The following is a 13180-nucleotide window of genomic DNA, read 5'->3' as shown; positions in this document are numbered from 1 at the left end:
AAGCCCCGCTTCCGAGGCCGATGTAAAGGCCTGTCCAGATGAACGGCGCTCCTTTAGTTGAAGGCGATATCACCAATCACCCGCACGCGTACACGCCGAGCGCCGCCCGGCAAATAGGCGATCGGAATGTCTTCGACTTCGAGCGTCTTGAGGCTATCGCGCCCGGCACCGGAGGCGACGGCTGCATTCTGCGCTTCGGCTTCCGCGGTGGTCAGTGCCTCGTCGCGGCTGACACCCGAAAATACTTGATCGACCTCGCCCGATACCTGTGCCATCGCAGCGCCGAGCGCGTTGGCCACGCCGGCATTCTCGACACGAAGCACCTCCGAGGCGCCGGCGATCTGCTCGGGAATGAGGAAGGCGCCGCCCCCGACGGCGACCAGCGGCACGTCCTCTGCAGATGTTTTCATCTGGTCGAAACTGTCCGCCACCATGTCGCGGATGCGGGCAAGACTTGCCTCAACGAAGCTCGGATTGAGATCCTTCACCCGGTCGCGGTCACCCATTTCGATCAGCCCCGCCGCCACCGCAACGTCCGATGTCGTCAGCGTGCTGCCGCCAAATACGCGCGCTTCGCTGAGGATGCGGTATCCGACCGAACGCGGGCCGATCTTGCCGGTTTCCGGATCGATGATGGTGCCGCCGCCAAGCGCGATCGGCAGGAGATCGGGCATGCGGAACAGAGTGCGCACCCCGCCGACATGCACGATATTGTTCGCCTCGCGTGGGAAACCGCCGACCAGGCAACCGATATCGGATGTCGTTCCGCCGACGTCGATGACCATTGCATCGCTCAAGCCGGTGAGGAAAGCCGCACCCCGCATGGAGTTGGTCGGGCCGGAGGCGAAGCTGTGTACCGGGTTTGACGCTGCCACATCGGCCAGCGCCACGGTGCCGTCGTTCTGGGTAAGAAAAAAAGGAGCGGCGATCGAGGCCTCCCGCAGCGCGTCGGAAAACGCCTGGACGGTGGTCTTGCCCAGCGACTGCAGCGCCGCGTTCAGAAGCGCGACGTTCTCGCGTTCTAGCAGACCGATGCGGCCGAGCGTGTGCGACAGGGTGATGCGAGCATTCGGGATGACTGACCGGACGATCTCCGCGGCGCTTACCTCGCATTCGGTCGTCAGCGGCGAGAAAGTCGCCGAAATGGCGATCGAAGTGATGCCGGCATCTCGGATCTTCATCGCCGCCTCGCGGATCTCGTCGGGGATCATCGGAACGAGCGGGCTGCCGTCATATTCGTGGCCGCCATGCACCATGAAGATCAGCGGATCGACCGCCGCGAGCAGGTCTTCCGGCCAATCGCACATCGGTGGCAGCGAGGAGCCGCTCGGCAGCGCAATGCGGATTGCCGCGACACGCTCCAGGCGAGCACGTTCGACGACCGCGTTGGTGAAATGCGTCGTGCCGATCATCACGGCGTCGACCGGCCGATCGATCGGGCCGACATAGCCGGAGACATGGGCCAGGGCCGCCTTCACACCGGACATCACGTCCTGCGTGGTCGGAACCTTGATTGAGGAGAGGATCGTGTCGCCGTCGATCAGGACGGCGTCCGTATTGGTGCCGCCTACGTCAATGCCGATGCGTTTCATTAGAATACCGATTTGAAATCTATGTTGTAACCAAAGGCGCGAGGCCCGACGGCAGCAATCCCCGCAAGCGAGGTTAGCAGCTCCGGTGCCGGCAGGGCGACAACCGTGGTGCGCTGCCCATAGCGAACGGATTCGGTGCCAATGGCGCTGCCGGACACCGTGTCGAGCAGGCACAGCAGGTCGGGCGTCATGGCGACGGGATAGCCGTCGCGGAAGGCCACGGCCCATTCGTTCTGGAATGCCAGCTCCATGCGAGAGCCCCTGTCTGCCTCGATGCCCTCGATCACCGTCTTACCGCGAAGGAAGCCGCCGGTTGTTTCGCGGACGACATCGATGATCTTGCCGCGAAACAGGTGCTTGCCGCCTTCGTGATCGAGAACCGCCTTGACCGGATCGTCGTGGCGGGCGCGCGCTTCGATCACGGCACGACCGAGCTCGGTCGCCTTCGTGACGGTATAGTGGATGCCCCAATCCTTGACCTCACGGCCGGTGCGCGGCGCCTTGCAGGTGGCGGCCGTAGAGCCGACTTCCGTGCAGACTTTTCGCGAGATGCGCTCCATCCATTTCCACGAGGCGGCCCGGGTGACGATGACCTCGTTGTCACGGATGTCAACGAGCGATAGCGGAAACATCGGCAGGTTGCCGATTGCAAATGATGTCATCTGCGCCTCGGGATAGGCGCGGCCCATGGCGTCCGCATTGACGACCGGGCGGTCGAGCATCGCACCGGCGAGTAAGGACGACAGCGCATTCGAGCCACCGATCTCGACGCTCATGATGGCGCGGAAAGGCTTGCCGAGATAATCCTCCATGACCTCAACCGCGCGTGCCAGGTGGATGGGATCGCTAAGGCGTTCCTGTCCGACCAGAGGTGCACCCATCTTGGAAACGACGGCCACCATGTCGTCATCCGCGAGGTCCATCGGATCCATGATCTGGACGCGTCGACCCTCGGCGTAGAGACGTCGAAGATTGAGCGTCGAAATATACGGATTTCCGCCACCCCCGGTGCCCAGTATCCAAGCGCCCGTCGCGAGCGGTTCGATATTTTCCTCGGGAAATTCCTGAAGCATGTTTCACCTATCGGCAGTAGCTGTTCGGCATGGCTGGCCTTGCCGGCCCGCACAGATGCGGGCCGGTTTCTGATGTGACGCAAGTGGCTCAATTCGCTTTGCAGTCCCAATGGAAGTTGGAGAAGTTCAGGTCCCAGCTCTGCATGGGGATGAACTCGTAGCCCTTCAGGCATTTGCTGGCGCCGTAACGGCGGTTTGGCGAAACGGCCCAGACGTCAGGCTGCAGTTCGGCGAGCTTTGCCTGCATTTCCTTGTAGATGGCGGTCTGTGCTGAAATGTCGGTCTCGCCTCTGGCCTTGTCGATCAGCGCGTCGATTTCCGGGTTCTGCAGCCATTCCATCGACATCCAGGTGCCGGAGGCCCTGGAGTGATACTGGTTGTAGAACATCGAATCCGGCGACGGATAGCTCGGCGAGATATTGACCTGCGTCGAGGCCGGCGTGGTTTCCGGCTTGGATGACAGCTCGACGATGCGGTTCCACGGCTCCGGCTTGATATCGAGCGTAATGCCGATCTGCTCGAGATTGGCCTGCATCAGCAGCGCCACTTCCGCCTCGAAGGCGAGCGAAGCGACGTAGCTATTTACCAGCGTGATGTTCTGGCCGGCATATTTCGACTTTGCCAGCTCGTCCTTGGCCTTTTCGAGGTCGAAGACGCCCGGCTCGACACCGTCGTTATGAGCGTCCTTGAAGGCGGTCGAAAGCGGGCCGGTCATGTCCGTGCCAGGATAGATCACGTCCTGAATGGTCTTGTAGTCGGTCGCATAGGCAATGGCGCGGCGCACATGGACGTCGTCGGTCGGGGCAACCTTGGTGTTGAGCTTAATGACAAAGCCGCCGGCCGTGCGGGTCTGGATCAGCTTGTAGCCCGGCATCTTGCCGATCGCTTCATAGGTATCGTTGCCGAGTCCGTGCGAGGACAGGCCGAGCTCGCCCTTCTCGGCCAGCGCCTTCACTGTCGCGTCGTCGCTGGTCTGGACGAAGCGGACTTCGTCGATCGGCTTGCCCCTGGTCCAACCGCGGAAGTAGTCGGCATTGCGCGCAATGACCATGTCGGCCGAACGGTTGTAGCTGGCCAGCTTGTAGGGACCGGAGCCGGCAGAGTGCTCGCCGACATAGGCTTCGCCCCACTTGTCCTCGGCCTGGGTATTGCCTTCGATCAGTTTCTGGTTCAGTGCCATGAACAGCGGCGTGATCGACATGAACGGCGAGAACTGGCGATCTAGCTTGACACTGAAGGTAACATCGTCAGGCGCCGCGACGTTTTCCGGCTTGATCAGTCCGACGATCAGGTTCGAGGGACCCTTGTTGATGCCGAGTAGGCGCTGCACTGACCAGACCAGATCGGACGCCTTGACTGGCGTGCCGTCCTGGAATTTCACGTCGTTGCGCAAGTGGAACGTATAGCTCAGGCCGTCGCTGGAAATGTCCCAGGATTTGGCGAGATGCGGGACGATCTCGCCCGATGGGCTGACCGTGGTCAGGCCGTCATACATGTTCACGATCGCCATGTAGCCGGTGTAGTCCGTAACCTTGGCCGGATCGAGCGAGCTGAAGATCTGCATCGTGTTGACGGCGATCGATACCTTGTCGTCGGCCGAGAACGCCGCTGCCGAACTCATCAGCAGGGCCATGCCGGTGCCGAGCGCAAGTGCGGCGATGCGGGAAGTCTTGGAATAGGCTTTCATGCGAGTTCCTCTCGTGATGCGGACACGTCCGCTTATGGTTAGGCAGCCTGGCGCACTGCGGGTGGCAGCGGCGAAAAGGTGATTTCCGGGTAGCCGAAGGCTTTCGGTCCGACGACTTCGAGCGCCTGGGCGCTGCGCAAGAGATCGTGGCAGGGGACCGCCAGAACCGCGACCCGCTGGCCGTAGCGCAGCATTTCCGTAGTGATCGGGTAGCCCGTATCGACATCGAGCAGCACGATCAGGTCGGGCACGGTGACTTCGACCTTGCCGTTCCGCCGGAAGATCAGGAATTCGTTCTGGATTGCGACGCCGGCGGTCTGGCCGACACAATCGTCGAAACCTGCAAGTTCGAGGTCGCCGACGGCAAAGCCGCCGCGCAGATGGCGCTTCAGATCGGTGATCTTGCCGTTGAAGATGCGGCGGCCGCCCTCGAGTGCGCAGACAGCGGCAATCGGATCCTCCTGCACCTTGCGGGCCTTGATGACCGCCTCGCCGATGGCAATCGCCTTGGTATAGCTTTTCGGAATGCCGTAGCGATGCACAAAATGCGCCTGCATCGGTGCCGTCGCCAGCATCGCGCCGCCGCCCTGCGCCACCACGCAGGCACGCGCCATGCGTTCGTGCCAGACCTCGGAAACGGCATGGCTGAAGATCACGACATTGCCATGCAGGTCGCACATCACAGACGGCGTCGAGCTGTGACCGTAGATGGAAAAGGTGGTCATCTGCATTTCGGGAAAGGCGCGTCCCATTCCATCGCAATCGAGAATAGGCAGCCCGCCGAGTGCCGCGGTCACGAGCGGGTTGATGGCATTGGCGCCACCGATTTCCTCGCATACCATCGCGTCGATCGGCGCGCGGATCAGATCTTCCATCGCCCGCAGACAGCGCAATCCTTCGCGCCCCTCACGCAATCGTTCGACGCCGACCACCGGTGCACCGATGCCGCCGATCGACATGCAGAGCGCATCCGGCTCGATCTGGTCGGTGGCCAGCACCTTCATCTCGTATCCGGCCTTCATCGCCTCAAGCGCCAGCAGCTTGCCCTGATAGGGATTGCCGCCGCCGCCCGTGCCGAGAATACCGGCACCGATTTCCAATGCATCGAGATCTTCCACCGTCAGCGTGCGCACGGCAGCCTCGTCGTATTTCAGCTTGCGCGCCTCAGGCATCGTGGCCTCCCATTTCTCCGACGACTTTCACATGAATGCGGGTGGCATTGCCCGGCAGGTAGGCCAGCGGCGTGTCCTCGCGCTCGATGACCTCGAGTGTTTCGGCCAATGCGCCGGCGGCAATCGCTTTCTCCCGGGCTTCCGCCTCGGCCACGGCCAGGGCGCTTTCGCGGGTCCGCCCATCGATCAGCGAGAAGACACGGTCGGTCTCGCCGCTGATTTGCGCGATCGCAGCGCCGACCGCGTTGGCAACGGCGAAATTTTCCGGGCGAATGACGTCCAGCTCACCGATGCGGTTGGGCATCAGAATCGAACCACCGCCGACGGCAATCACTGGAACTGGCGTCGAGGAAATGCGGCTGCGCTCAACGCAGGCTTCCAGCATGGCATTGATCTTCGCGGCAGCAGCATCGACCAGAGGCCTGGCAAGGCTTGTTACGAAGGCCTTCTCACCGACATCGGCCTTGCCCGAGGCAACGGCGATATCGGTCGCGGTCAATGTCTTGCCGCCGAAGCACAAGGCGTCCTGGCGGAGCCGGTAACCGACCGATTTCGGCCCGACGACAATGCCGTTATCGCACTGGACGACCAGAGAGCCGCCGCCCAGCCCGATCGAAAATACGTCGGGCATGCGGAAATTGGTCCGCACGCCGCCGATATCGACCGTCATCGATGCCTGGCGTGGAAAGCCGTGCGACAGCGAGCCGACGTCCGACGTCGTGCCGCCCACATCGACGACCACCGCATCTTTGATGCCGGTGAGGAAGGCGGCGCCACGCATCGAATTCGTTGGGCCGGACGCGAAGGTGAGGACCGGGAAGGCACGCACGACATCGGCAGCCATCAGCGTCCCGTCATTCTGGGTGATGTAGAAAGGGCAGGTGATGCCAGCGGCAACCAGCGCCTTGCCGAAAGCGGCGACCGTGCGGTCGGCCAACGACAGCAGGCTGGCGTTCATGATCGCCGCGCTTTCGCGCGCCAGAAGACCATGACGGCCGATATCCTTCGACATCACCACCGGCAGGCCGGGGCAATGCTGCTGCAGGATGTCCTTGGTGCGGACCTCCATCGCATCGTTGATGCCACTGAAGACGCAGGTGACGGCAGCTGCCTTCAGACCCTTGGCACGGATATCACCGGCAATGCGGACAATCTCATCCTCGTCGAGAGGCGAAAGCTCGCGCCCATCGAACTCGTAGCCGCCACGGACCTGATAACCGTGATTGCCGACGATCTCGCGTACATCGTCCGGCCAGTCGACCATGGGCGGCAGCCCGGCGCCCGACGGCAGGCCGAGCCGGATCGCGGCAACTTCCTCCATATGACGGCGCTCGATGACCGCATTGGTGAAATGCGTGGTGCCGATCATCACGGCAGCGATCCGCTGCCGGTCGATGCCGGAAGCCGTGATCACCGCCTCCAGCGCCTCGATTACGCCTGACGTCACATCCTCGGTGGTGGAAGCCTTAACCCCCGCCAGAACCTTTTTCGCGTGCAGGACAACGGCATCCGTATTCGTGCCGCCGACGTCAATTCCAACCCGATACACCTCAGGCTCCTCTTCAATCAGTCGTCTTGACGAGAAAGCGCATGCGCTCTTCCTCGGTCACGACAGGTTTCAGGCGCTCCTCCTCGTCACTGACGACCGGGATCGCAGCGATTAGCGCGCGTGTGTAGGGATGTTTGGGTTCGGCAAAGACCTGCGCGGTCGGCCCCTCCTCGACGATCTCGCCGCGCAGCATGACGGCGATGCGCGAACAGAAATTCCGCATCAGCGACAGGTCGTGGCTGATCATCAGGTAGGTAAGGCCGAGATCCTTGCGCAGTTGCAAAAGCAGCTCGATCACCGTCTTTTGCACCGAAACGTCGAGCGCCGCCGTCGGCTCGTCGAGGATCAGGATTTTCGGTTCCGCCGCGAGCGCCCGGGCAATCGCCACACGCTGCTTCTGGCCGCCTGAAAGCTCATGCGGGTATTTGCCGAGATAGGATTGCGGCAGGCGCACCAGATCCATCAGCTCGTTCATCCGCGCTTCGCGCGCGGCCCCATTGAGCCCGATCGACTTCAGCGGCACGCTCAACGTCTGCCTTGCCGTGCGCTTCGGGTTTAGCGAGGTGCCGGGGTTCTGATAGACGATCTGCGTCAGGCGGTTGCCCTTCGCGGGTGGGGCATTGATCGTGACGCGCCCGTTCGTTGGCCTGGAGAGTTCCATGATGATCCGGGCAACGGTGGTCTTTCCGGAGCCGGATTCGCCGGCAAGGCCGAAGACTTCGCCCTCCCGTAGGATGAGATCAACGTCGCGCACGGCATGGTAACCATTGCGGCGGCCGAAAATCTTGTTCAGTTTCTCTACCCTGATGATCGGCAAGCGGGTGCTCTGCGGCAGGTCGATCACGCGGGGGCCGTAAAGGGCCGGCACCGCATCGAGCAGCGATAGGGTATAGGGCTGCTTCGGGCTGGACAGGATCTCGGCGCATGGACCGGTTTCGACGATGTCGCCATGGTGCATGACGACGACCCGGTCGGCGACCTTGCGCACCACGCCGAGGTTGTGGGTGATCATCAGGAGAGCCATGTTCTCCTCGACCACCAGCTGGTTGATGAGATTGAGGATCTCGTCCTGGGTGGTGACGTCGAGCGCCGTGCCCGGTTCGTCGGCGATCAGCAGCTTGGGCTGGTGCAGAAGCGCAAGTCCGATCAGGACACGCTGCCGCATGCCGCCGGAGAGTTCGGACGGGTAGGCATTCATCACCCGGTCGGTGTCGGCCAGTTGCACGCGGCGCAGCACGGCCGCAATGCGGGTGCGGCGCTCTGTCTTGGACGAAGACTTGCCGTCGCGCTTGTCGGCAAACCGCATCACGTCATCGAGATGGGTGGCGATCTTGAAGACCGGATTGAACGACGACAGCGGGTCCTGCATGATCAGCGAAAAAGCGCTGCCCTTCAGGCTTTCGCGCTCGCCGCGCGACATGGGAAGGACATCGCGGCCGCCGAACGAAATCGAGCCCGAGCAGATGGCTGCATTTTTCGGCAGCGTTCCGATGATCGCCTTGGCGGTGATCGACTTGCCGGATCCCGTCTCGCCGATGAGCGCAACGCGCTCGCCGGCCGCGACTGAAAATCCGACATCGTTCAGGACCTGCCGCGTGCGTCCATAGGTGGTGAAGGAGACGGTGAGGTTTTCCACCTTGAGAAGCGGTTCGGTCATCACTCAGTTCTCCACGTCGAACATGTCGCGCAGGCCGTCGCCCAGCAGGTTGAAACCGAGCGTCACGTAGAGGACAGCGAGGCCGGGGCAGAGAACCTCCCACCAGTAGTCGGGCATGAACTGCCGTCCGTCCGCGACCATCGACCCGAGGTCAGGGGTCGGAGGCTTGACGCCGAAGCCGAGGAAGCTCAGCGTCGCGCCGAACAGGATGACGAAGGCGGCATCGAGCGTCGTCTTGACGGAGATGACGGGGATGCAGTTCGGCAGGATTTCCCGAAACAGGATATGTACCGGGCCGGCGCCTGCGAGGCGTGCCGCCTCGATATAGTCTTCCGATGCGATTGACTTTGAGACTGTGTAGATCAGCCGTGCGTGCCAGGTCCACCACAGAAGAGTGATGGCGATCATGGCGTTCATAAGGTTCGGCTCGAGCAGGTTCGAGACCGCCAAAGCCATGACAAGCGGAGGCATGGCCAGCATGACGTTCGTCAGGCCGCTGATCAGCCTCTCGACCCAGCCGCCGAAATAGCCTGCCATCAGGCCGAGGACGGCGCCGACCGGCACGGAGATGCCGAGCACGCCAACCACCAGCAGAAGCGAGATACGCAGGCCGAAGATCGTCCGCGAGAAGATGTCGCGGCCTGCCTTGTCGGTCCCGAACCAGTGCGCAATGTCCGGCGGCAGGTGCCGCGCGCGGAAATCGACCATAGCGCCCACGTGCTTGGGATAGGGCGTCACCCAGGGCGCGAAGGCGGCAAGCACGAGCACGGAGAGAATGATCAGGGTGCCTATCACAGCAGCCGGATTGCGGCTGAAACGATACCACATCATGTAGCTGGCGCTGAGCCCGCGATCGGACGTGTCGAGCATTTTCATATCGGTCATCAACGTGCCTCCTTGCGGCGCAGGCGCGGGTCGATGATCGTGATGAGGATATCGACGATGAGGTTCGCAATGATGAAGAACAGGCCGGCGACCAGGACGACGGCCGTAACCGCGTTCAAATCCTTTTGAAGGACCGAGGTCAGGCCGTAGGAGGCAAAGCCACCCCAGGCGAAGACCATTTCGATGACGAAGGCATTGCCGATCAGCGAGGCGAATTCGAGCCCCATGATCGTCAGCGGCGCAATCGATGACAGTTTCAGCAGGTACTTGAAGATGATGACCCGTTCCGGCACGCCGAAACTTTTGAGGGTCAGCACGTGGTCCTTGCGCTGGTTCTCGATCATCGCCGAGCGGGTGATGCGGGTGACCTGGCCGATGCCCGCCATCGACAGCGCAAAGGCCGGCAGGATGAGATGCTGCAGTGCATTGAGAGTGACGTCGAGCCGGCCCGCCAGAATCCCGTCGAGCAGCAGCAGACCCGTCGGGCCGCCGGCCCAGCTCATGTCGTGATCGAGCCGGCCGATGATCGGCCAGCCGGACCGGAGACGCGCCGCTATCAGCTGCAGAGTGATCGCAAACAGAAAGCTCGGTATGATCACGCCGGTCAGGGAAAGCAGGCGTCCGACATGATCAATGGCGCGATCGCGGGAATGCGCCATCACCACGCCAAGCGGGACGGCTACCACGAACATGAAGACGACGGATAGGAGGACAAGTTCCAGCGTTGCAGGCACGGTCTGGCCAAGGTCGGTAATGACCTGCCTTTGAGAGACCAGCGACATGCCGAGATCGCCCCGCAACGCCTTGCCCGCATAGTCGAGGTATTGAACCACCAGTGGCTTGTCGAGACCCATCTGGAGACGCACGGCCTGAACCTGCTCCGGCGTAGCGGACGGCCCTAGAGCCATACGCGCCGGATCACCGGGGACGACCCGCGCCAGAACGAAAATCATGATCGAGAGCGCAATCATCACCAGCACGAATGTGCCGATGCGGATGAGAATTGCGACCAGTGGATGTTGCTGCATCGGCGGAGAGGTCCTCGTGCATCACTTGCCTGAGATCCAGCATTTCCCACCGCAGCGTCGGCGACAACCGCTCCTAAGTATAGTTTTTAAGCGGCATGGTATAGGTTATTGGCGAGTTTCAGGCTACGGATGGTTATGCAGTCCCTGTTGCCTCGCCCTCAGCTCGTGCGCCGCATCGCCGACGAAACCGCCGGTCTGATCTTTCTCCGTGCGCCGGCCGGGGCCGGCAAATCCGCGCTGCTCCGCATGGTGGCAGAGCATCTCGACAAGCCTGTCTGCACGGCATACCAGCCGCGCATGGAGGACGTCGACGACGGATGGCTGATCTGGGACGTCCCCGTCACGGCGCGGTCTGCCAGGCTTTCCAGCCAGGTTCTGGAAGCCACGCGATCGGTGTTGATCGCTTGTCGGCCGGAACAGCGGATCAGCGGCATGGCACGCCGCATCATGCATCAGGGTGCGGTTACATATGACGCTACCCACGCGGTGTTTGCCGAGGACGAACTCGCAACCTTGGCCGTCTCACACAAGCGGCGCCTTTTGCAGGATTACGCGGGATGGCCGGCCTTTCTGCCGATCGCGGCGCGGCCAGATGATGCCGCCTGTGTCGATTATCTGCGCGAGGCCTTCCTCTCATCCCTGTCTCCGGCCCAGACGGCCGAACTGTCGATCTGGCTGGAGGCACCCTCGGTGGCGTCCGCGGGCGATTGGAAGGCTTTCCTCCCGCCGCTTCTAGGCGATAATCCCGAACGGCACTTGGACCTTCTACGCCTACTCGCCGTCGCGGTCAGCGAGCGCTTGACCGCGCTCACCGCCGGCGGTGCCGTCATAGACGTTGCATCCGCGCTCGAGCGAGCTGGGCGCCCGCTTGCGGCAATGGACCTGCTGCTCGACCACGGACACGAGGAGCATGCGGCACAGATACTCCAGCGGGCGCAGGGTCGGGAACTGATCTACCGAAGCAGCGTCGATGCGTTCCAGAAAATAGTCATGCGGTTTTCCCAGGCGACGATCGCCACCAACGAGACGGTGCTGTTCGCCGTCGCCCGTACGCTCATGAAGCAGGGAGAATTGTCCCGCACACGCCACCTGGTTGCCAAGCACCTTGGACACGATTACCTCGATCCGCTCAAAGTACTCTCCCTCGGATCGCGGTTCTCGTTTGCAGCGCGCACCTTCAGGCTCAACCTGATGATCAGCGAGGATCTGACGCCAAGCGACGCGATGATCACCCGTCTCGGCGAGTTCATGGCGGATTATCCGCTCGGCGACGATGGACGATGGTCGGGATACTACAATGCCATCCTCGAGTTCGAGATCCGCCGGAGGAATTTTCGCGAGGCCGAGGCCGCCGCGACACGGGCGCTCATCTATCTACACAAGGGGGGCGGGCAACCGCTGTTGGAGTTCTTCATCCATTTGCACCAGGTCGTGCTGCGGCTGATGAGTGGCGACGCCCTGCTAGCGCGCCGGGCGGCCAAAGATGCACGTGCCAGGCTCGAACAGGTCCCACACGAGGCGATCCAGGAATTTCGCATGCTGCGGCTGGCGGAAGCTTGCCTCGCCTATGAGACCGGGCGGCCGCGCGATCTGCTGGAGTTCGTCCAGAACGACTTCGAGGCATTTGCTGCCGCAGAGATCTGGCCGAGCCTGATGCAGTTTGCCCTGCGTTACGCTTCGCAGGTGCTTGGCGATCATTTTGCCATGACAATCAGGCCGGGTTTTCTGGATGGCCTGTGGGTTCATCTGTCAGAAGGATTGCAGTTCCATGCGATGATGGAGATCCGTACAGCCATCGCCTACCAGAATGCCAACCGGTGGACAGACGCCGCAGCCACCTTAACTGCCGTGCGCATGCCGCTGGGGCGCAACTGGGTCGAGAGCGCAACCGACGAACTGACGCGCCTCGTCCGGCGAGACGAGATCGCCTATGCAATGGCCTGGCTGCGCGATGCCGTGCGGCTTGCCGCACCTCGCGCTTACCTGCCCCGACAGATAGACGCGCTCATCGCAAACCCGAAGGTCACAAACCGCGAACGCGTAGCTCTGCAGCTATGGCAAAGCTATGCGGCCTATCAGCGGCGAGACAATGCCGCTGTGCGGACACATCTTTTGTCCGCCTTGGAGGCAGCGACGCGTCTCGGCTGCAACGGCGTGTTGTCGGAAGAGCGGATATTCCTGTCGCCGCTTCTCAACAATAAGCGGATCCGGGCTTTTGTGGAGACTTCGCACGATGTCCGCATCGCGCTGTCGATCTTTGCTGCCTCGATCAATTCACCTCAGGCGCGGGCTTTGCACGGCGGCCTGTCGCAGCGCGAGATACAGATACTGCAGCTGGTTGCTGCCGGACTGTCGAACAAACGCATCGCCCACACGCTCAGTATCTCCGAGGTGACGGTGAAATTTCATCTTGGAAATCTTTTCAGGAAGCTGGATTGCAGCCGCCGGGCCGAAGCGCTTCGCGCGGCGACGGCGCTCGGATGGCTTTAGCGAAAGTTCCTTCCACTGGCCGCACCTGCTGGTCCGACTTTCGATCG

Annotated in this window: 9 protein-coding genes; 1 reads left to right on the top strand and 8 read right to left on the bottom strand. The window is 62.2% G+C overall.

Annotation, left to right across the window (positions count from 1 at the left end; all coding sequences use genetic code 11):
- Positions 1-53: 53 nt before the first annotated feature.
- From N2599_RS22480 to N2599_RS22445, 8 genes are all read right to left on the bottom strand, one after another.
- Positions 54-1592: a hydantoinase/oxoprolinase N-terminal domain-containing protein gene (locus N2599_RS22480; RefSeq protein ID WP_027512700.1), complete on the bottom strand. Its 1539-nt coding sequence runs from the start codon at positions 1590-1592 to the stop codon at positions 54-56.
- Positions 1592-2665: an S-methyl thiohydantoin desulfurase family protein gene (locus N2599_RS22475; protein WP_027512699.1), complete on the bottom strand. Its 1074-nt coding sequence runs from the start codon at positions 2663-2665 to the stop codon at positions 1592-1594. Before N2599_RS22475 ends, N2599_RS22480 begins: the two co-directional genes overlap by 1 nt.
- A gap of 88 nt (positions 2666-2753) precedes the next feature.
- Positions 2754-4352 carry an ABC transporter substrate-binding protein gene (locus N2599_RS22470; protein ID WP_027512698.1) on the bottom strand — a complete coding sequence of 533 codons (1599 nt, stop codon included), beginning with the start codon at positions 4350-4352 and terminating at the stop codon, positions 2754-2756.
- 38 nt (positions 4353-4390) lie between these two features.
- Positions 4391-5524, bottom strand: a complete 1134-nt coding sequence (locus N2599_RS22465) for an S-methyl thiohydantoin desulfurase family protein (RefSeq protein ID WP_027512697.1) — start codon at positions 5522-5524, stop codon at positions 4391-4393.
- On the bottom strand, positions 5517-7073 hold the full coding sequence (locus tag N2599_RS22460; RefSeq protein ID WP_027512696.1) for a hydantoinase/oxoprolinase N-terminal domain-containing protein: 1557 nt from the start codon (positions 7071-7073) through the stop codon (positions 5517-5519). The genes N2599_RS22465 and N2599_RS22460 overlap by 8 nt, the downstream gene beginning before the upstream one ends.
- Before the next feature lie 13 nt (positions 7074-7086).
- Complete coding sequence (locus N2599_RS22455; protein ID WP_027512695.1) at positions 7087-8730, bottom strand: ATP-binding cassette domain-containing protein; 1644 nt, start codon at positions 8728-8730, stop codon at positions 7087-7089.
- A 3-nt stretch (positions 8731-8733) separates the two neighbouring features.
- A complete protein-coding gene (locus N2599_RS22450; protein WP_027512694.1) occupies positions 8734-9615 on the bottom strand; it encodes an ABC transporter permease in 882 nt (293 codons plus the stop codon).
- Positions 9615-10643, bottom strand: a complete 1029-nt coding sequence (locus N2599_RS22445) for an ABC transporter permease (RefSeq protein ID WP_027512693.1) — start codon at positions 10641-10643, stop codon at positions 9615-9617. Before N2599_RS22445 ends, N2599_RS22450 begins: the two co-directional genes overlap by 1 nt.
- A 135-nt stretch (positions 10644-10778) precedes the next feature.
- On the opposite strand from N2599_RS22445, the gene N2599_RS22440 reads away from it, so the two are divergent.
- A complete protein-coding gene (locus N2599_RS22440; protein WP_027512692.1) occupies positions 10779-13133 on the top strand; it encodes a helix-turn-helix transcriptional regulator in 2355 nt (784 codons plus the stop codon).
- Positions 13134-13180 lie beyond the last annotated feature (47 nt).

Source organism: Rhizobium sullae (assembly GCF_025200715.1).
Lineage (GTDB): Bacteria > Pseudomonadota > Alphaproteobacteria > Rhizobiales > Rhizobiaceae > Rhizobium > Rhizobium sullae.
Note: the sequence above shows the minus strand (reverse complement) of the source record. Positions and strands in the feature narration are given on the sequence as shown.